The 20338-nt window shown below is 73.0% G+C and carries 16 protein-coding genes; 13 read left to right on the forward strand and 3 right to left on the reverse strand.

Features of this window, described 5'->3' with window-relative positions:
* Positions 1-71 precede the first annotated feature (71 nt).
* The 5 genes from BM314_RS02965 (at position 72) to BM314_RS02985 (ending at position 5262) form a co-directional block, all read left to right on the forward strand.
* A complete protein-coding gene (locus tag BM314_RS02965) occupies positions 72-1310 on the forward strand; it encodes a glycosyltransferase family 4 protein (RefSeq protein ID WP_091679479.1) in 1239 nt (412 codons plus the stop codon).
* A 42-nt stretch (positions 1311-1352) separates the two neighbouring features.
* Positions 1353-2111, forward strand: a complete 759-nt coding sequence (locus BM314_RS02970) for a PIG-L deacetylase family protein (RefSeq protein WP_091976898.1) — start codon at positions 1353-1355, stop codon at positions 2109-2111.
* On the forward strand, positions 2101-2730 hold the full coding sequence (locus tag BM314_RS02975) for a uracil-DNA glycosylase (protein ID WP_091976831.1): 630 nt from the start codon (positions 2101-2103) through the stop codon (positions 2728-2730). Before BM314_RS02970 ends, BM314_RS02975 begins: the two co-directional genes overlap by 11 nt.
* A 152-nt stretch (positions 2731-2882) precedes the next feature.
* Entirely contained in the window at positions 2883-3971 is a 1089-nt protein-coding gene (locus tag BM314_RS02980; protein ID WP_020092580.1) for a lysylphosphatidylglycerol synthase domain-containing protein, read from the forward strand.
* A gap of 19 nt (positions 3972-3990) precedes the next feature.
* Positions 3991-5262: an ATP-binding protein gene (locus BM314_RS02985; RefSeq protein ID WP_170868023.1), complete on the forward strand. Its 1272-nt coding sequence runs from the start codon at positions 3991-3993 to the stop codon at positions 5260-5262.
* Here the strand turns inward: BM314_RS02985 and BM314_RS02990 are convergent.
* Positions 5244-5855 carry a glutathione S-transferase family protein gene (locus BM314_RS02990; protein ID WP_091976833.1) on the reverse strand — a complete coding sequence of 204 codons (612 nt, stop codon included), beginning with the start codon at positions 5853-5855 and terminating at the stop codon, positions 5244-5246. The two genes, BM314_RS02985 and BM314_RS02990, sit on opposite strands and share 19 nt — an antisense overlap.
* A 174-nt stretch (positions 5856-6029) precedes the next feature.
* Between BM314_RS02990 and BM314_RS02995 the strand changes: the two genes are divergently transcribed.
* The 3 genes from BM314_RS02995 (at position 6030) to BM314_RS03005 (ending at position 10234) form a co-directional block, all read left to right on the forward strand.
* Positions 6030-8504: a heavy metal translocating P-type ATPase gene (locus BM314_RS02995; protein WP_091976834.1), complete on the forward strand. Its 2475-nt coding sequence runs from the start codon at positions 6030-6032 to the stop codon at positions 8502-8504.
* Positions 8501-8962, forward strand: a complete 462-nt coding sequence (cueR, locus tag BM314_RS03000) for a Cu(I)-responsive transcriptional regulator (protein WP_091679471.1) — start codon at positions 8501-8503, stop codon at positions 8960-8962. Before BM314_RS02995 ends, cueR begins: the two co-directional genes overlap by 4 nt.
* A gap of 99 nt (positions 8963-9061) precedes the next feature.
* Positions 9062-10234 (forward strand): M20 aminoacylase family protein, encoded by a 1173-nt coding sequence (locus tag BM314_RS03005; RefSeq protein WP_091976836.1) that lies wholly within the window; start codon positions 9062-9064, stop codon positions 10232-10234.
* A gap of 107 nt (positions 10235-10341) precedes the next feature.
* Here the strand turns inward: BM314_RS03005 and BM314_RS03010 are convergent, their stop codons facing one another.
* Positions 10342-11742 carry a leucyl aminopeptidase family protein gene (locus BM314_RS03010; protein ID WP_091976837.1) on the reverse strand — a complete coding sequence of 467 codons (1401 nt, stop codon included), beginning with the start codon at positions 11740-11742 and terminating at the stop codon, positions 10342-10344.
* Between the two features lie 126 nt (positions 11743-11868).
* Between BM314_RS03010 and BM314_RS03015 the strand changes: the two genes are divergently transcribed.
* The 5 genes from BM314_RS03015 (at position 11869) to BM314_RS03035 (ending at position 19697) form a co-directional block, all read left to right on the forward strand.
* A complete protein-coding gene (locus tag BM314_RS03015; protein WP_091976900.1) occupies positions 11869-12684 on the forward strand; it encodes a tetratricopeptide repeat protein in 816 nt (271 codons plus the stop codon).
* Positions 12685-13126: 442 nt separating this feature from the next.
* Positions 13127-15826, forward strand: a complete 2700-nt coding sequence (gene acnA / locus BM314_RS03020; protein WP_091976839.1) for an aconitate hydratase AcnA — start codon at positions 13127-13129, stop codon at positions 15824-15826.
* 311 nt (positions 15827-16137) lie between these two features.
* Positions 16138-16824, forward strand: coding sequence for a metal ABC transporter permease (locus BM314_RS03025; RefSeq protein WP_091976840.1), 687 nt, complete (start codon positions 16138-16140; stop codon positions 16822-16824).
* A gap of 217 nt (positions 16825-17041) precedes the next feature.
* A complete protein-coding gene (locus tag BM314_RS03030) occupies positions 17042-18703 on the forward strand; it encodes an OFA family MFS transporter (protein ID WP_051123735.1) in 1662 nt (553 codons plus the stop codon).
* Positions 18704-18779: 76 nt separating this feature from the next.
* Positions 18780-19697 (forward strand): LysR family transcriptional regulator, encoded by a 918-nt coding sequence (locus BM314_RS03035; protein WP_020092569.1) that lies wholly within the window; start codon positions 18780-18782, stop codon positions 19695-19697.
* A 390-nt stretch (positions 19698-20087) separates the two neighbouring features.
* Here BM314_RS03035 and rpmG read toward each other — a convergent pair whose 3' ends face one another.
* Positions 20088-20255 (reverse strand): 50S ribosomal protein L33, encoded by a 168-nt coding sequence (gene rpmG, locus BM314_RS03040; RefSeq protein ID WP_020092568.1) that lies wholly within the window; start codon positions 20253-20255, stop codon positions 20088-20090.
* Positions 20256-20338 lie beyond the last annotated feature (83 nt).

Here is a 20338-nt window from a genome sequence, read left to right on the forward strand (position 1 = left end):
CGAGGCGAGGACCGGGCACGGGAGAGGGGGCGCCTCGGCGCCTCGCCCGGTCGATGCGAAGGTGCGGCGCGATGAGAATCCTCTTCCTCAGCCGTCGCTATTTCCCGGCGATATCGGGCATGAGCGTCTACGCGCAGAACCTGCTGCGCGAGCTGGTCGGCGCCGGCCACGACGTCACGATGATCTCGCAGTACCGGGGCGACGCCTTCGGCACCCGGGTCTACGGGGGCGGGCCGCCCCCGCCGGTGCCGGGCGTGCGGGTGATCGGCCTGGAGCAGCTCGGCGAGCAGGCGTCGGGCGACTTCGAGCGCGACATCGCCGCGATGGTGGACGCGATCTGCCGCGAGCACGCCCGACAACCCTTCGACATCCTGCACGCGCAATACGGTTACCCGACCGGCTGGGCGGTGCTGCTCGCCGCGCGCGAACTCGGCGTGCCGAGCGTCGTCTCGATCCAGGGCGGCGACGGCCACTGGGTCGGCTCCTGCTGCGAGACCCACCGGGTCGCCATGTGCGAGGTGCTGGCCCACGCCAACGCGCTGCTGATCGGCGGCGCCTCCTTCGTGGACGAGGTCTGCGAGCGGCTCGGGTCGGACCCCGCCCGCTTCACCATCGTGCCCGGCGCGGTCGACACCGACCGGTTCGCGCAGGGCACGCCCGACGGGCTGCCCGCGCCCCATCCGGGCCCGGTGCGGCTGTTCTACCACGGCCGGGTCGACCGCCGGAAAGGCGTGCTCGACTTCATCGAGGCCCTGGCGATCCTGCGCGCGCAGGGCACGCCGTTCGCCGCCACCATCTCGGGGATCGGGCCCGACGTGGACCCGGCCAAGGCGCTCGCCGCCGAGCGCGCCTTCTCGGAGCGGGAGATCGCCTTCACGGGCTACGCCGAGTACGCCACCGTGCCCGACCTCTACCGCCGCGCCGACGTGTTCGTCTCGCCGACCTACGCGGAGGGCTTCTCCAACACGATCCTGGAGGCGCTCGCGGCCGGGCTCGCCACCGTCTCGTGCCACGCGGTCGGCGTCTCGGACTGCCTGCGCGACGGGGAGAACGGGCTGCTGGTGAACCCGGGCGACGTCCCGGCGCTGGCCGCCGCGCTCACCCGGGTCATCGCGGACGCGGATCTGCGCCGCCGCATCGCGACGGCCGGCTTGGAGGAGTGCCGCCGCGTCTACTCGTGGCACGCGGTCGGGCGGCAGATCATGGACGTCTACGCCCGCGTGCGCGGCGAGCGGCCGGCCACCGGCTTCTCGCCGGATCTGCCCCACGATCCGACTTGTCGCTTCCGCGCCGAGCCGCACCTGCTCTGAGCGCGCGGGTTGGAACCCATCGAGACCGTCGCACCCCGGACCATGCCCACCGCGCTCGCCCTCTCGCCCCATCTCGACGACGCGGCCTTCTCGTGCGGCGGCCTCCTGGCAAGCCTCGCGCAAGCTGGCTGGCGCGTGGTGATGGCGACCCTGTTCACCGGCAGCGTCGCCGAGCCGAGGGGTTTCGCGCTCGCCTGCCAGCTGGACAAGGGGCTCGGACCGGAGGTCGACTACATGGCCCTGCGCCGGGACGAGGATGTCCGGGCTGCCGCGGCGCTCGGCATCGCGCCGCCCGTCCACCTGCCGTTCCGGGAGGCGCCGCACCGGGGCTACGGCTCGGCGCCGGAGCTCTTCGCCGACACGCGCGCCGACGACGGCGTCGCGGCCGAGCTCGCACCGGCCATCGCGGGGCTGATCGCCGCCGGGAGTCCCGATCTCCTCCTGGCCCCGCAGGCGATCGGCGGGCACGTCGATCACGTTCAGACCGTGCGGGCACTGCGCGGCCTCGCGCCGGCGCAGCCGATCCTGTGGTGGAGCGACTTTCCCTACACGGTGCGGGAGGCCGCCCCGAAGGCGCCCCTCGCCGACCTGTTCGCCGACCTCGCCGAGCCGGCGATGCGTCTCGCCCCGGACGCGCAGGCCCGGAAGCGCGCCGCCTGCGCGGCCTATGCCAGCCAGATCGGCTTCCAGTTCGGCGGCGTGGCCGGCCTCGACGCGCGCCTCGCCCGGGAGGAGGGCGCCGAGCGCTTCCGCCGGTCGGGCCGCCTCGTCCCGGCGATCCCCGGCCTCGATGCCGGCTGAGCCGCGGGCGCCGAAGGCGCTGGCCGACCCGGAAGCCCTCGCGGCCCGCCGCGCCCTGATCGACAGCCCCCACATCGCACCGATCCGGGCGCTGGCGGCGCGCATCGCGGCCGAGCGCGGCGCCCCGGTCCCGGCGCCCGACCCCCTGGACGGCGGCGTCGGCGCGCGGATGCTCCTCCTCCTCGAGACCCCCGGCCCGGCGGTCCTGCGCACCGGCTTCGTCACCCGCGACAGCGCGAACGGCACGGCCGCGAACCTGTTCCGCTTCCTCGCCGAGGCCGGGCTCAGCCGGGCCGACACGCTCATCTGGAACGCGGTCCCCTGGCTCATCCACGCCGAGGGCGCCCGCAACCGGGCGCCCCGCCGGGCGGAGGTCGCGGCGGCCGCGCCCTATCTGGCCCCGCTCCTCGACCTGCTGCCGCGCCTCGCCGTGGCGGTGCTGGCCGGCCGCTTCGCCGGCGAGGCCGCGCCCGCCCTCGCGGCGCTCCGCCCCGCCCTTCCGGTGATCCGGGTGCCGCACCCGAGCCCGACCTATGTCTGCACCGCGCCGGAGGTGCCGGAGCGGATCCGGCGCGGCCTCGCGGAAGCGGCCGCGATCCTTGATCGGACCTCCGGCTGAGGATAGATCGCCCGTCACGGGCCTGCCTTCCCTGGCCTTGCGCCCCGGTTCGGCCTACATGCGGGGCAACGGGCCGCGGTCCGGGAGATTCCGGCACGGGCTGACGGCCTTCGGGCCGGGCCGCGCAGCCGGAAGGGCGGACGCCGATCGGCATGAATTTTCAGGGACAGCACCGGAGCCCGGCCGAGCCGGTCGAGCCGGTCCAGCACGATGCCGAAGCGGGCTCGAAGCGGAAGAGCCGGCGCAGCCGCTATGCCTGGATCGGCACGGCGGCCAGCATCGTGCTGTTCGCCGTCTCCCTCGGCGTCCTGTGGAAGCTCGTGCAGAGCGTCAGCTGGGCGGAGGTGCGCAGCGCCATCGCGGCGGCGACCGCCGAGCAGCTCGGGCTCGCCTTCCTGTTCGTCGGCATCAGCTACCTGTTCCTGACCGGCTACGACGCGCTGGCCCTGCGCCAGCTCAAGATCAAGGTGCCGTACCGGATCACCGCGCTCGCCTCCTTCACGAGCTACGCGGTGAGTTTCACTCTCGGCTTCCCGCTGCTCACCGCCGGGACGATCCGCTACTGGATCTACGCCCGGCAGGGGCTCTCGACGGCCAAGATCGCCGCGCTCACCGTCATCGCCGGCTTCACCTTCTGGCTCGGCATGGGCGTGGTGCTGGGCCTGAGCCTGATCATCGAGGCCGGCCAGCTCGCCGGCCTCGCCTTCACGTCGATCCGGATCAACCAGGGCGTCGGCCTCGCGGCGCTCGCCCTGGTGCTCGGCTACCTCGCCTGGGTCTCGGCCAAGAAGCGCAGCATCACCGTCAAGCAGTGGCGCCTGGAGCTGCCGGGCGCCTCGGTCTCCATCGGCCAGATGATCGTCGGGATCGGCGACGTCTGCGCGGCGGCGGCGGTGCTCTACGTCCTGCTGCCGCAGGAGACGACGCTCGGCTTCACCACCTTCCTGGCGATCTACGTGCTCGCCGCCATGCTGGGGATCGCGTCGAACGCGCCGGGCGGGATCGGGGTGTTCGAGGCGACGATCCTGCTCGCCCTGTCGAGCCTGCCGCGCAACGAGGTGCTGACCTCGCTGCTGCTGTTCCGGGGCTGCTACTACGTCGTGCCGTTCGTGACCGCCCTGGCGATGCTCGGGCTGTACGAGATCGTCAAGCGCGCGGGCGGCGCCCGCGATCCCGGGCCTCCGGAGGGTACGGCCGGCCCGTCCGGCCGGGCGTGGCACGACGAGTCCGAGCCCCGCTGAGCGGCCGGCCGCGCCCGCCATGTCCGGCCGCCTGCGCAGCTCCCCCGCCTGGACCGGCGCCGCGATCGCCGCGGGCCTGCTCGGGTTCGCCACCGCCCTGGCCGGGCGGCTCGATCTCCCGCTGATCCTGATCGGCCTCGCGGCGGTCTGCCTGGGCGGCTGGCTCGGCGGACGCGGCCGCGAGGCGCCCGTGCCGCGCCCGGCCACCACCACGCCGCGCCACGCCGTCGCCGAGGCGCTGCTCGCCCACGTGCCGGACCCGGTCATCCTGGTCGACCGGCGCACCCTGGTGCTGGAGGCCAATCCCGCCGCCCGGGCGCTCCTGCCGGCCCTCCACCAGGCCCGGCCGCTGTCCTTCGCGCTCCGCGACCCGGAGGTCCTCGACGGCATCGAGGCGGTGCTGAGTTCGGGCCTCCCGCGCCGCGTCGCGCTGTCGACCCGGGTGCCGCTGGAGCGGACCTTCGATGTCCAGATCGGCGCCCTGCCGATGCCCGACGGGTCCGGCGTCAGCGCGCTCCTGTTCCTGCGCGACCTCACCGCGGCCCGGCGCCTGGAGGCGATGCGGGTCGACTTCGTCGCCAACGCCAGCCACGAGCTGCGCACGCCGCTCGCCACCCTGATCGGCTTCATCGAGACCCTGCAGGGGCCGGCCCGCGACGACGCGCAGGCCCGGGAGCGCTTCTTGGAGATCATGCGCGTCCAGGCCCTGCGGATGACGCGGCTGATCGACGACCTGCTGTCGCTGTCGCGGATCGAGCTGCGCGAGCACGTCGCCCCCACCGCGGTGGTCGATCTCGGGGCGCTCGCCCGCCAGATGGTCGACGCCCAGGGCCCGCCCGCCGAGGCGCGGGGCGCCACGATCCGGCTGGAGGAGGGGGCGGGCCCCTACGCGGTCCCCGGCGACGCCGACGAGCTGGCGCGGGTGATCGAGAACCTGATCGAGAACGCCGTGAAGTACGGCGGCGGCCGGATCAGCGTCGGGCTCGCCCGCGAGGACGACCCGCGCCTCGGGCGCCGCGTCGTCCTGTCGGTGGCCGATGACGGGCCGGGCATCCCGCCCGAGCACATCCCGCGGCTGACGGAGCGCTTCTACCGGGTCGACGTCGCCTCGAGTCGCGCCCGCGGCGGCACCGGGCTGGGGCTCGCCATCGTGAAGCACAGCCTCAACCGCCACCGCGGACGCCTCGCCATCGAGAGCGCGGCCGGCGAGGGGACGACCGTGCGGGTCAGCCTGCCCGAGTACGGCGCCGCGCCGCCTCGGTTCGCGGCCGATCAGGCCGGCCCGGTATAGGGGCCGATCCCGAGCCCGGCCTCGACGCGCCCGACCCAGGCGCGGATCGCCGGGTAGTCCTTGAGGTCGAAGCCCCCCTCGTGGGCCATGCGCGTGTAGGCGACGAGCGCCACGTCGGCGAGGGTCAGGGTCTCGCCCGCCATGAAGGCCGAGCGCCCGAGGGTGTCCTCCATCAGCCGCAGGGCGTCGGCGCCGCGCTCGGCGAGCTTCGGGTCGAGATCCTCGGGCGCCCGCTTGAGGTAGTGGAGCTGGTAGCGGCGGACCGCGATGTAGGGCTCGTGGCTGTACTGCTCCCAGAACATCCACTGCAGCATCCGGGCGCGGGGCAGCGGCTCCGCGGGGACCAGCGCGGAGCCCTCCGCGAGGTAGACGATGATCGCGTTCGATTCCGACAGCACGGTGCCGTCGGGCAGGACGACGATCGGCACGCGGCCGGCGGGGTTCAGGGCGAGGAACTCGGGTTTGCGCGTCCCGCCGCCCGGGACGTCGACGTCGCGCCAGACCGCCGGGATGCCGAGATGCGCCGCGACCCACTTGACCTTGAGGCAGTTCCCGGAACCCGGGTCGCCGTAGATCGTCAGCGGCTCGCTCATCGGTGTCCCCTTCGCTCCGGTGGGCGGTGACCTTGGCCGGGCGGGCGCGATTCGACAACGGCCGCGGCCCGCATCGACCGGCCGGATCCGGAGCCTCGCCCGCGAACCCTTGACCTTCCCATCATGGGAACCTCCATCTGACTGGGCATGGATGCTTCCAACCGGACCACCGCCATGTCGAGATCCGTCGCCCTGACCCTCCACGTCGAGGGCATGTCCTGCGCCTCCTGCGTCGGCCGCGTCGAGCGCGCCCTCGCGGCGCTGCCCGGCGCCCGGGACGTGGCGGTGAACCTCGCCACCCACCGCGCCAGCCTCGTCCTCGACGGGGCGACGAGCCCGGGCGACGTCGCGACGGCGCTCGCGGATGCCGGCTACCCCGTCCCAGAGACGCAGAGCCTGCTGGCCGTGGACGGGATGTCCTGCGCGAGTTGCGTCGGCCGCGTCGAGCGGGCGCTGGCCGCCGTGCCGGGGGTGACCGGCGCCAGCGTCAACCTCGCCGCCGGCCGGGCCGCGATCCGCCATCCCGAGGGGGTGGTGCCGATGGACGCGCTGGTGGCGGCCGTGGAGACGGCCGGCTACGAGGCCCGGTCGGTCGAGGCCGGCCACCCGGTCGACCCCTCCGCCCGTCAGGCCGAGGAGGGGCGCGCCCTGCGGCGCGACCTGATCGTCGCCGCCCTGCTGTCGGCGCCCGTCGTGGTCCTCGACATGGGCGGCCACCTCCTGCCCGCGCTGCACGGCGGCCCCGTGACGGCCCTGGTCCAGGCCGCGCTGGCCACCCTGGTCCTCGCCGGCCCGGGGCGGCGCTTCTTCCTGCGCGGCGTTCCGGGCCTGCTGCGCGGCCATCCCGACATGAACGCCCTGGTCGCCCTCGGGGCCGGCGCCGCCTACCTGTACTCGCTGGTCTCGACCCTGGCTCCGCACCTCCTGCCGGCCGGCGCGGCGCACATCTACTTCGAGGCGAGCGTCCTGATCGTCACGCTGATCCTGCTCGGCCGGACGCTGGAGGCCCGCGCCAAGGGGCGCACCGGCCAGGCGATCGCGCGGCTGATGGACCTGACGCCGAAGACCGCCCGGGTCGTGCGCGGCGGCGCGGAGACCGAGGTGCCCCTCGACGCCCTGCGCCTCGGCGACGTGGTCCGGGTGCGTCCCGGCGAGCGGGTGGCGGCGGACGGCGCCGTGGTGGCCGGTAGCAGCCACGTCGACGAGAGCATGGTGACGGGCGAGCCGGCCCCGGTGCGCAAGGGGCCGGGCGATACCGTGGTCGGCGGGACGCTCAACGGCCGCGGCAGCCTCGACCTGCGGGTCGAGGCCGTGGGGGGCGCTACCGTGGTGGCGCAGATCGCCGCCATGGTGGAGCGCGCCCAGGGCGGCAAGCTGCCGATCCAGGCGCTGGTCGACCGCGTCACCGGTCGGTTCGTCCCGGCGGTGATCGCCATCGCCGCGGTGACCTTCCTGGCCTGGCTGACGCTGGCACCCGCCCCGGCGCTGGGTCCGGCCCTGGTCAACGCCGTCGCGGTGCTGATCATCGCCTGCCCCTGCGCGATGGGGCTGGCGACGCCGACTGCCATCATGGTCGGCACCGGGCGCGCGGCGGCGCGCGGCGTGCTGTTCCGCGACGGCGCGGCGCTGCAGGGCCTGCGCGACGTGCGGGTGGTGGCCCTCGACAAGACCGGCACCCTGACCGAGGGGCGCCCCCGGCTCACCGAGATCGTCCCGGCCGCTGGTGTCGCGGAGGACGCGGCGCTGGCCCTCGCCGCCGCGCTGGAGACCCGCTCCGAGCACCCGCTGGCCGGCGCCGTCGTGGCGGCGGCCCGCGAGCGCGGCCTCGACCTGCCGGAACCGGACAGCTTCGAGGCGGTGGCGGGCTTCGGGATCGCCGGACGGGTCGCGGGCCGGGCCGTGGCCCTCGGCGCGCCGCGCTACCTGGAGCGCCTCGGCGTCGCCCTCGACCCGGATCTCGCTGCCCGGGCCGAGGCGCTGGCGGGCGCGGGGCGGAGCCCGATCCACCTCGTCCTCGACGGGCGCCACGCCGCGATCCTGGCGGTGGCCGATCCCGTGAAGCCGGGCGCCCGCGCGGCGGTGGCGGCCCTGAAGGCGCGCGGCCTCACGGTGGCGATGGTCACGGGCGACGATCCCGTCACCGCCGCCGGCGTGGCGCGGAGCCTCGGCATCGACGCCGTGGCCGCCGGGGTGCTGCCCGGCGGGAAGGTCGAGGCGGTCCAGCGGTTCCGGGCGGAACACGGGCCGGTGGCCTTCGTGGGCGACGGCATCAACGACGCGCCGGCGCTGGCCGAGGCCGATGTCGGACTGGCGATCGGCACCGGCACCGACATCGCCGTCGAGAGCGCCGACGTGGTGCTGATGTCGGGCGATCTGGAGGCCCTGGTCGAGGCCCTGGCGCTGTCGCGGGCGGTGATGGCTAATATCCGCCAGAACCTGTTCTGGGCCTTCGCCTACAACGCCGCGCTGATCCCGGTGGCGGCCGGCGTGCTGGTGCCGTTCGGCGGCCCGGCCCTGTCGCCGATCCTGGCCGCGGGCGCCATGGCCTTCTCGAGCGTGTTCGTCCTGGGCAACGCCCTGCGGCTGCGCCGGGCCGGCGGGCGTCCCGCGGCGGCCGAGGGGCCGGCGCTGGCCGCGAGGCCGGCATGAGCGCGGCGACCCTCACGATCGGCGAGGCGGCGCGCCGGACCGGCGTCTCGGCCAAGATGATCCGCTGGTACGAGGCGACCGGCCTGCTGCCGCCGGCCGCCCGGTCCGAATCCGGCTACCGCCACTACGGCGAGGCGGACCTGCACACGCTGCGCTTCATCCGCCGCGCCCGCGACCTCGGCTTCAGCGTGGACGCGATCGCGGATCTCCTGGCGCTCTGGCGCGACCGCGCCCGGCCGAGCGCCGGGGTGAAGGCGATCGCGCAGGAGCAGATCGCCGATCTGCGCCGCCGCATCGCCGAGATGGAGGGCATGGCCCGGACGCTGGAGCACTTGGCGGAGGCCTGCTGCGGCGACGCGCGGCCGGACTGCCCGATCCTGGACGACCTCGCCGCAGGCGACCATACACCCGCGCCGCGGCGGCGCGGGCGCGGGATCACGGGGCGGGGCGCAGCGTGAGCGAGGCTCCGCGGATACCGAGCTTGGCCGTTGACGGCGGCTCTGGCCCCGGCTTTGCTGGTCCGGCCCACCAGCCAAGGCCACGAGAGCCCCGCCCCGATGCCCGTCCTCGAACGGATCCGCGCTTTCGCCAACACGATGACGGCGTGGCGGCACGACCTGCACGCCCATCCCGAGCTGCTCTACGACGTCGACCGCACCGCCGGCTTCGTCGCCGAGACGCTGCGGTCCTTCGGCTGTGACGAGGTCGTCACCGGCATCGGTCGGACCGGGGTGGTGGGCGTCATCCGCGGCCGGGGACGCAGCTCCAACCGTGCCATCGGCCTGCGCGCCGACATGGACGCCCTGCCGATCCAAGAGGTGCGCGACCTGCCCTACCGCTCCGCCGTGCCGGGCAAGATGCACGCCTGCGGCCACGACGGTCACACGACCATGCTCCTCGGCGCCGCCAAGTACCTCGCCGAGACCCGGGATTTCGACGGGGCGGCCGTGCTGATCTTCCAGCCAGCCGAGGAGGGTGGCGGCGGCGGCGAGGCGATGGTCGACGACGGAATGATGGAGCGGTTCGGGGTCGAGTCGGTCTACGGGATGCACAACATCCCCGGCATGGCGGTCGGCACCTTCGCGATCCGGCCGGGGCCGATCATGGCCTCGACCGATCGCTTCACGATCACGATCGAGGGACGGGGCGGCCACGCGGCCCTGCCGCAGAACGCCGTCGACAGCGTGCTCGTGTCGAGCCACGTGATCATCGCCCTGCAGAGCATCGTGTCGCGCAACCTCGACCCGGTGCAGTCGGCCGTGGTCTCGGTCTGCGCGCTGGAGGCCGGCGAGGCCTTCAATGTCCTGCCGCAGACCGTCACCATGCGCGGCACCATGCGCACGCTGTCCCAGGCCGTGCGCGGCGAGATCAAGGCGCGGATCGAGACCCTGGTGGCCGAGATCGCCGGCGGCTTCGGCGCGCGGGGCGGGGTCGCGTACGGGGCGAGCTACCCGGTGACCGAGAACCATCCCGCCGAGACCGATTTCATGGCCGGCGTCGCCGAGGCGCTGGTGGGTGAGGAGAACGTCGACCGGACGGTGGCGCCGATGATGACCGCCGAGGACTTCTCCTACATGCTCGCCCGCCGTCCCGGCGCCTACATGTTCATCGGCAACGGCGACAGCGCCTCGCTCCACCACCCGCACTACGATTTCAACGACGCGGCCGCGCCGTACGGGGCTTCCCTGTGGGCGCGCCTGATCGAGACCGGGCTGCCGCGCACCGCCTGAGCGCGCCCCCAGCCGCACCGTCATCGCGCGCGCAGCGACCCAGCCCACGCCGTTAGAGGTTGCGCAGCCCTGGGTCGCTTCGCTGCGCTCGCGATGACGGGAGGCGATTAGCCGCCGTAGCGGGCCTTGAGCAGCGCGTAGGTCAGCCGCGCCGTCTGGACCTCGCCGCCCTCCGGCCGGCCGGGCTTGGCGGAGGGGTTCCAGCCGTAGAGGTCGAAATGGCCGTGCGCCTTCGTGTTGGGCGCGAAGCGGCGCAGGAACAGGGCCGCGGTGATCGCTCCCGCGAACGGCCCGCCCGAGACGTTGTTGAGGTCGGCCACCTTGGAATCGAGCAGGCTCGCGTAGGGCGCGTGCAGCGGCATGCGCCAGACCGGGTCGATCGCCACCCGGCCGGCCCGCGCCACCGCCTCGGCCAGCGCGTCGTCCTCCGTGAAGAAGGCCGGCAGGTCCGGCCCGAGGGCCACCCGGGCCGCGCCGGTCAGGGTCGAGAAGTCGAGGATCAGGTCGGGGGAGTCCGCGTCCGCGAGGGCGAGCGCGTCGGCCAGGATCAGCCGGCCCTCCGCGTCGGTGTTGCCGATCTCGACGCTGAGCCCGGCCCGGCTCGGCAGCACGTCGCCGGGGCGGAAGGCGTTGCCCGCGACCGCGTTCTCCACCGCGGGGATCAGCAGGCGCAGGCGCAGGTTCAGGCCCGCGCCCATGACCATGTCGGCGGCGGCCAGCGCCGCGGCGGCGCCGCCCATGTCCTTCTTCATCAGCAGCATCGCGGCCGACGGCTTCAGGTCGAGGCCGCCGGTGTCGAAGGCGACGCCCTTGCCGACCAGGGTCACGCGCGGCGCGTCCGCCGGCCCCCAGGTCAGGTCGATCAGCCGCGGGGCCCGGGGCGACGCGGCGCCGACCGCGTGGATCAGCGGGTACCCCTCGGCGAGGGCCCCGCCTTCCGTGACGGCGACGGAGGCGCCGTGGCGCTCGGCCACCGCCCGGGCGGCCGCCTCGATCTCGGCGGGTCCGAGATCGTTGGCCGGCGTGTTGACGAGATCCCGGCCCAGCGCCACCGCTGCGGCGACCCGCTCCACCTCGGCCGCGTCGATGCCGGCGGGCGCCGCGAGCCGGGCCTTCGTGCCGCCGCCGGACCGGTAGCGGCCGAAGCGGTAACTCCCCATCAGCCAGGCGAGGGCGGCCTCGGCCGGCGCGGGAGCGTTGTCCAGGCTGAAGGTCCCCTCCGGCAGCAGCCCCGGCAGCTTGCCGGCGAGGAGCCTGTCGTAGGCCGCGGCCTCCGGATCGCCGAGGCCGAACAGGACCCGCGCGAGGCCGCCGTCCGGGCCGGGCAGGAGCGCGAGGCTGCCCGCCTTCGGCTTGAAGCCGATGGCCCTGGCGAAGCTCCGCTGGGCGGGCTCCAGGCCGGACTCGACCGCCGCCCAGCCCCCGGTGGTGACCAGCGTCACCGGTACGGCCTGGGTGTCGCCGGGCAGGAGCCCGCGGGTCGTCGCCGGAATCTCGGCCTGGATCATGTGCCTCTCGCGTGCCGCCCGGACCGGCGGCTTAACCGGTGATTAGGGTTAACGCTCTATCACCGGCCGGCCGGGAGCGTGAAGCGCGTGCCATCGCGTCCGGTCCCGATGCCGGCGGAGCGCACCATGATGACGGCCCTGTTCCGGGTCACCCGATCCCAGGCACGCCCCGGACGCCGCGCCGCCCTCGCGGCCGCCGTCGTCGCGCTGGGCCTGGCCGGCTGCAACACCCGCTCGCCCGAGACGACCGGGTCGATCGGCCCCCTCGGCGGGCCGTCCGCGGCCGCCGCGGCGCCCTCGCGGCAGGACATCGACCGGCTGGCCGAGCGCTACAACGCCGACCCCGCCGACGGGCGCACGGCGATGGCCTACGCCCGCGCCCTGCGGGCCACCGACCAGATCGGCCAGGCCTCGGCGGTGCTGCAGCAGGCCGCCCTGCGCAACCCGCGCGACCAGGCCCTGCTCGGTGCCTACGGAAAGTCGCTGGTCGAGGCGGGCCGCTTCCGCGAGGCGATCGACGTGCTCTCCAACGCGCACACGCCCGCCAATCCCGACTGGCGCATCCTGTCGGCGCAGGGCTCGGCCTCCGCCCAGCTCGGCGAGCAGGCCCGCGCCCAGGGCTTCTACGAGGCCGCCCTCAAGATCCGCCCGAACGAGCCCTCGCTCCTGTCCAATCTCGGCCTGTCCTACGCGCTGTCGCGCAACCTCGATCAGGCCGAGCAGACCCTGCGCCTCGCCGCCGACCAGCCCGGCGCCGACGCGCGGGTGCGCGCCAACCTCGCCATGGTGCTCGGCCTCAAGGGCCGCTTCGCCGATGCCGAGGCCGTCCTGCGCCGCGACATGAGCGCCGAGGAGGCGGCCACGAACGTCGCGTCCCTGCGCAGGCTCGCGGCCCAGCCGAATCGGTCGAAGGCCCTGTCCGTCGCGGGCGCGCCCGGGTAAGGGTAGGGCGCCCGCGCCACGCGACTCCCGCCCTTCTGCGGGCTCGCGGACGTACGCAGCAGCACCGGCAACACGCGTGCGGCTCTCCGCTCCCGCTCGGGAGAGGGGGCCTGTCGCGCTCGGCCGCCACCGTCGATGCCCGCTGGAGATGCGCGAGTCGCCCAGGCCTCCGCGGCGCGCGCCCAGTCGCCGCCACGGTCCCCGACAGGAAAACGCACCTGTCATGACGACCCGGTAGCGGCCAGATTCGAAAAGTTCTATATCCCTCCGCGGCTGCGCCGCGCGGCATCACGGGCGTCCAAATCGCCCCCGCGCATCGTCCTGCCCGGGCACTCCCGGGGCGGCGCGCGCCCGTCGGGCGCTACACAGGCCGAACACGGATCTCGTAGCGCAGGTCTTGCCTGCGCGTGTTCGACAACCCGCAGCGAGGATAGAACCAGCCGTGCCCTCACTCGACAGCTTCAAGGCCCGCCAGACGCTCGAAGCCGGCGGCAAGACCTACACCTACTATTCCATTCCCGCGGCCGAGAAGAACGGCCTCGCCTCGGCGGCCGCGCTGCCCTTCTCCATGAAGGTGATCCTGGAGAACCTGCTCCGCTACGAGGACGACCGCTCGGTCAAGAAGGCCGACATCGAGGCCGCCGTCGCCTGGCTCGACCAGAAGGGCAAGGCCGAGGTCGAGATCGCGTTCCGCCCCTCCCGCGTGCTGATGCAGGACTTCACCGGCGTCCCGGCGGTGGTCGACCTCGCGGCCATGCGCGACGCCATGGTGGCGCTCGGCGGCGACCCGCAGAAGATCAACCCGCTGGTGCCGGTGGACCTCGTCATCGACCACTCGGTGATCGTCGACGAGTTCGGCACCCCGAAGGCGCTCGCCGACAACGTCGCCCTCGAATACGAGCGCAACGGCGAGCGCTACACCTTCTTGAAATGGGGCCAGTCGGCCTTTGACAACTTCTCGGTGGTCCCCCCGGCTACCAACAACTGCCACCAGGTGAACCTGGAATACCTTGCCCAGACCGTCTGGACGAAGTCGGAGAACGGCGCCGACGTCGCCTATCCCGACTCGCTCGTCGGCACCGATTCGCACACCACCATGGTCAACGGCATGGCAGTGCTGGGCTGGGGCGTCGGCGGCATCGAGGCCGAGGCGGCCATGCTCGGCCAGCCGCTCTCGATGCTGATCCCCGAGGTCGTGGGCTTCAAGCTGTCGGGCAAGCTGCCCGAGGGCACCACCGCCACCGACCTCGTGCTCACCGTCACCCAGATGCTGCGCAAGAAGGGCGTGGTCGGCAAGTTCGTGGAGTTCTACGGCCCCGGCCTCGACGACATGGCGGTCGCCGACCGGGCCACGATCTCCAACATGGCCCCCGAGTACGGCGCGACCTGCGGCTTCTTCCCGGTTGACCAGAAGACCATCGACTTCCTGAAGGTCACCGGCCGCTCCGACGACCGGATCGCCCTGGTCGAGGCCTACGCCAAGGCGCAGGGCATGTGGCGCGACGCCCAGACCCCCGACCCGGTCTTCACCGACACGCTGGAGCTCGACATGGGCGAGGTCCGGCCCTCGCTCGCCGGCCCGAAGCGCCCGCAGGACCGCGTGCTGCTCGACGGCGCCAAGCCCGGCTTCGCCGCCTCGATGGAGACCGAGTTCAAGAAGGCCGCCGACCTCGCGCGCCGCTACCCGGTCGAGGGCACCAACTTCGACATCGGGCACGGTGACGTGGTGATCGCCGCGATCACGAGCTGCACCAACACGTCGAACCCCTCGGTGATGATCGGCGCGGGCCTGCTCGCCCGCAATGCCGTCGCCAAGGGCCTGCGCTCCAAGCCGTGGGTGAAGACCTCGCTGGCGCCCGGATCGCAGGTGGTCGGCGAGTACCTGGAGAAGTCCGGGCTGCAGGAGCCGCTCGACGCGCTCGGCTTCAACCTCGTGGGCTTCGGCTGCACGACCTGCATCGGCAATTCCGGCCCGCTGCCGGAGGCGATCTCGAAGGCGATCAACGACAACGACGTCGTCGCGGCGGCGGTGCTCTCGGGCAACCGCAACTTCGAGGGCCGCGTGAACCCCGACGTGCGCGCGAACTACCTCGCCTCGCCGCCGCTGGTCGTCGCCTACGCGCTCGCCGGCTCGATGCAGATCGACATCACCACGGAGCCGCTCGGCCAGGGCTCCGACGGCAAGCCGGTCTACCTCAAGGACATCTGGCCGTCCTCGGCCGAGGTGCAGCAGTTCATCGAGGAGAACATCACCTCGGCGCTGTTCAAGTCGCGCTACGCCGACGTGTTCGGCGGCGACCAGAACTGGAAGGACGTCGAGGTCACCGAGGCCGAGACCTTCGCGTGGAACCCGGGCTCCACCTACGTGCAGAACCCGCCCTACTTCGTCGGCATGGAGAAGACCCCGAAGCCCGTCGAGGACATCGAGGGTGCGCGCATCCTCGGCCTGTTCCTCGACTCGATCACCACCGACCACATCTCGCCGGCGGGCAACATCCGCGCGGCCTCGCCGGCCGGCGAGTACCTGCAGTCGCACCAGGTGCGCGTGCAGGACTTCAACCAGTACGGCACGCGGCGCGGCAACCACGAGGTGATGATGCGGGGCACCTTCGCCAACATCCGCATCAAGAACCAGATGGTGAAGGACGCCTCCGGCGGCGTGGTCGAGGGCGGGTGGACGCACTTCCAGCCGTCCGGCGAGAAGATGTTCATCTACGACGCGGCGATGAAGTACGCCGAACAGGGCACGCCGCTCGTGATCTTCGCCGGCAAGGAGTACGGCACCGGCTCGTCGCGCGACTGGGCGGCGAAGGGCACGAAGCTGCTCGGCGTCCGCGCCGTGGTGGCCGAGAGCTTCGAGCGCATCCACCGCTCGAACCTCGTCGGGATGGGCGTGGTGCCGCTGGTCTTCCAGGGCGACACGAGCTGGCAGTCGCTGGGCCTGAAGGGTGACGAGACCGTCACCATCAAGGGCCTCGCCGGCGAGCTGAAGCCCCGCCAGACGCTCACCGCGGAGATCAAGTCCGCCGACGGCTCGGTGAAGCAGGTCCCGCTGACCTGCCGCATCGATACGCTCGACGAGCTCGAGTACTTCCGCAACGGCGGCATCCTGCCCTACGTGCTGCGCTCGCTCGCGGCGTGAGCCTCCGGAGGGCAGCGTCCCCGCTGCCCGCGCGGTAATCAGGCGGCGCCCACCGGGTGCCGCCTGACTCGTTTTCGGTCGGTGCCGTCGTCCGACGCGCCACCCCGTCATCGCGAGCGCAGCGAAGTGATCCAGGGCAGCGCGACGGAGGAAGTCCTTGCGCCGGCTGGATTGCTTCGCTCCGCTCGCAAAGACGGTGGTGACTGACAACCTCGCTTCTGTCGCCGAGCAGGTCGTTTCGCTTGCGCGCAACCTTGTTTCGCGCGCGGGCCGCCCCATAACCCGGCTCCTGAAGCCAGGATGGGACCCCGATGAAGCACCTCAGCAAGACACTCGTCGCCGCCGGCCTGACGGCCCTGCTGTCGAGTGCGGCCTTCGCCGCGCAGGTCGAGCGCGTCCGCGGGACCGTCGACAAGGCCGACGGCGGCACGGTCGTGATCAAGACCGACGACGGCAAGACCGAGACCGTCGACGTGAGCGGCGCCAAGTTCGCCTGGGTTGTCCCGTCCAGCCTCGACGCGATCAAGGACGGCGTCTTCATCGGCACCGCCACCAAGGGCGAGAACCCGATGACCGCCCTCGAGGTCGTGCTCTTCCCCGAGTCGATGCGCGGCACGGGCGAGGGCCATTACGGCTGGGATTCGATCACCGACCACACCGCGGGCGCCGGCGCCAAGGTGAAGAGCGCGATGACCAACGGCACGGTGAAGGCCGAGTCGTCGAACGCCCCGAAGGTGAAGAGCGCGATGACGAACGGCACCGTGAAGGCCGACAAGGCGGCCTCGGGCGGCGAGCGCACGCTGACGGTGAGCTACGGCAAGGACGGCTCCAAGGAGATCGTGGTGCCGGCCTCGGCGCCGATCGTGGCCTTCGAGCCCGCCGACAAGGCGATCCTGACGCCCGGCTCCAAGGTCTTCGCCGTGGTCGCCAAGGACGGCGCCAAGGCCGACGGCAAGCTCATCGCGGTCGGCAAGGACGGCCTGACGCCGCCCATGTGAGGGCGGCAGCCGCTGCGGGCGCCGGACAGACCGGCGCCCGCAGCGGCGGTCCATACGGCCTCCGGACGGCGCGTTGACGAGGAATCCGCATACAGTCGGCGCCGGACTGGATTAAAATCGACGTCTCAGCGTGTCGCGCGCTGGCACCCTGCACACAAATCGCGCATCGTCCGCCGCCGCGAGGCCCGCCAACGAGGCCGCGGCGGAGGAGTCCATCATGGGTGCTGGAGTGGCAGGCGCGATCGCGCCTGAGGGAACGCCGAGTCTGTTGTCGCGCGAGCGGATCGTCGCCAAGCCGGGCTTCAACCGGTGGCTGGTGCCGCCGGCGGCGCTGGCGATCCATCTCTGCATCGGGATGGCCTACGGCCTGTCGGTGTTCTGGCTGCCGCTGACCCGGGCGCTCTCCGTGGGCAAGCCGGCGCCCGCCGCCTGCCCCGACATGGGCGTGATGACGGCCCTGTTCACCACCACCTGCGACTGGCGGGTCAGCGACCTCGTCACGGTCTTCTCCATCGGCATCGTCGTGCTCGGTCTCTCGGCTGCCCTGTTCGGCGGCTGGCTGGAGCGGGCCGGACCGCGCAAGGCCGGCATCGCGGCGGCCCTCTGCTGGGGCGGCGGCTTCCTGATCGGCGCCTTCGGCGTCTACATCCACCAGCTCTGGCTGGTCTGGCTCGGCATGGGCCTGATCGGCGGCATCGGCCTCGGGCTCGGCTACATCTCGCCGGTCTCGACCCTGATCAAGTGGTTCCCGGACCGGCGCGGCATGGCGACCGGCATGGCGATCATGGGCTTCGGCGGCGGCGCGATGATCGGCTCGCCCCTGGCCGACAGCCTGATCAAGAGCTTCCGGACCGCCGATTCGGCCGGCGTCTGGCAGACCCTCGCGGTGATGGGCGTGGGGTACATCCTGTTCATGCTGGGCGGCGCGTTCGGCTACCGGGTGCCGCCGGCCGGCTGGCGCCCGGACGGCTGGACCAGCCCGACCGCCAAGAACGCCATGATCGCTTCGGGGCACGTCCACCTGCGCGACGCCCACAAGACCGTCCAGTTCTGGATGATCTGGCTCGTCCTGTTCCTCAACGTGTCGGCCGGCATCGGCGTGCTGGCGCTGGCCTCGCCGATGCTCCAGGAGATCTTCGGCGGCGAGCTGATCGGCCTGCCCGGCACCGGCTTCTCGGCCCTCGACGCCGGCCAGAAGGCGCAGGTCGCGGCCATCGCGGCCGGCTTCGTCGGCCTGCTCTCACTCTTCAACATCCTGGGCCGGTTCTTCTGGGCCTCGATGTCGGACCGCATCGGCCGGAAGGTCACCTACGCGATCTTCTTTGCCCTGGGCGGCCTCCTGTACGCGGCGGCACCCTGGGCCGCCGGCATCGGCTCGCAGGCGCTGTTCGTCGCGATCTTCTGCGTGATCCTGTCCATGTACGGCGGCGGCTTCGCGACCGTGCCGGCCTATCTCGCCGACGTGTTCGGCACGCAGTTCGTGGGCGCCATCCACGGGCGCCTGCTCACCGCCTGGTCGATGGCCGGCATCGTCGGGCCCTTCGTCATCACCAAGATCCGCGAGGCGCAGGTCGCCGCGGGCGTGCAGGGGGCCGATCTCTACGGCCGGACCATGTACGTGCTGGCGAGCTTCCTGGCGGTCGGCTTCCTCTGCAACCTGCTCGTCCGGCCCCTGGCGCAACGCTGGTTCATGTCCGATTCCGAGCGGGCCTCCCTGGACGTCCGCGCCGGCGCCACGGCCTCGGGGCCGTCCGGCTCCTTCGGGATCGGCCGTGGCGGCTTCAGCGCGGGGGCCGCGCTGGCCTGGGCGGTGGTCGGCATCCCGATCGTCTGGGGCATCGGCATCACCCTGTCGAAGGCGTTCATCCTGTTCCGCTGAGCGGGCACGCTCGGTTGTGGCGGGCCCGGCGGGCCGCTAGGTTTCCGGCGCCTCGCCGTGCCGGGATGCCTTCGTCGTGATCGACAAGCTGGACTTCCTGCTCGCGCTCGCCCGCGAGCAGCATTTCGGGCACGCCGCCGAAGCCTGCGGCGTGACTCAGCAGACTCTCTCGGCCGGCGTGAAGCAGCTGGAGAACCGGTTCGGCGTGCAGCTCGTGCTGCGCGGCTCCCGCTTCCAGGGCTTCACCCCCGAGGGCGAGCGGGTCCTCGAATGGGCGCGGCGCATCGTGGCCGACGCGCGGGCCATGCACGAGGAGGTCACCGGTCTGCGCCGGGGCCTGACCGGCCATCTCCGCATCGCCGCGATCCCTACGGCGCTGCCGATGATCGTGAACCTCACGACGCCCTACCGCGAGCGGCACCCGGACGTGCGGCTGACGGTCGAATCGGCCACCTCCGCCGACATCTTCTCGCTGATCGAGAACCTGGAGGCGGATGCGGGCCTGACCTACCTCGACAACGAGCCCCTCGGGCGGGTGATCTCCGTCCCGCTCTACCGGGAGCGCTACCGCCTCGTGACGGCGATCGGCGGGCCCTTCGAGGGTCGCACCAGCGTCACCTGGGCCGAGACCAGCCGCCTGCCCCTCTGCCTGCTCACGCCGAACATGCAGAACCGGCGGATCATCGACCAGCAGATCCGCGAGGCGGGTGCGGATCCCGCCGCGACCCTCGAGTCGAACTCGATGATCGTGCTGCTGACCCACGTGCGCACCCTGCGCTGGGCCTCGATCATGCCGGAGATCCTGGTCGACGCCCTGGGCCCCATGGAGGGCGTGCGCACGATCCCGATCACCGCACCCGACCTGGAGCACACGATCGGCCTCGTCGCCCCGCGGCGCGAGCCGTCCACGCCGATGGTGACGGCGCTCGTGGCTATCGCGCGGTCCCTGGCACGGACGCTCGATCCGGATCTGGCCGCGCCGGGCCCTTCCTGAGCGGTCGGCTCCGGGCGCGGGCCGGAACGCGGCGTTCCGCGAGCAAGCCGCGGGTCGCCCGAAGCGCGTACACCGGCAGCGTCAGGACGCGCCAGAGCGCGAGGATCGCCGCGGTGATGAGAATCGCCAGCAGGATCCGCTGCATCGAACCCGCCCTCCAACCGCCGAGCTGGCCGAGAACGCGGGCCGGTGATCGGCCGGCGGGTCGGGCAGCGTCCGGGACGAGCGACGGTTAACGAGTCGTGCTGGCGCCGGGCTGTCGGCCGGCCAGGTCGCGGTTCGGGAGATCCCGGCGACGCCGTGCGCGGGAACGCGCCGGGCAAGGAAAAAGCCGCCCCGTCTCCGGAGCGGCTTCCCGTGGGCGGTCAGGCCGCGAAGCGGCCCGCGGCCTTACTTGATCTTGGTTTCCTTGAAGTCGACGTGCTTGCGCGCGACCGGGTCGTACTTGCGCATCGTCAGCTTCTCGGTCTGCGTGCGGGAATTCTTCTTGGTGACGTAGAAATAGCCCGTGTCGGCGGTGGAGACGAGCTTGATCTTGACGGTGACGGCCTTGGCCATGGCGCGGCGCTCCTGCAGGGTGCGGCATTCCGCGTGAGCGAAACGCAAATGGCCGGGAGGGCCCGGCCGAATACGGGCGGGTG

Source organism: Methylobacterium sp. 13MFTsu3.1M2 (assembly GCF_900112625.1).
Taxonomy (GTDB): Bacteria; Pseudomonadota; Alphaproteobacteria; order Rhizobiales; family Beijerinckiaceae; genus Methylobacterium.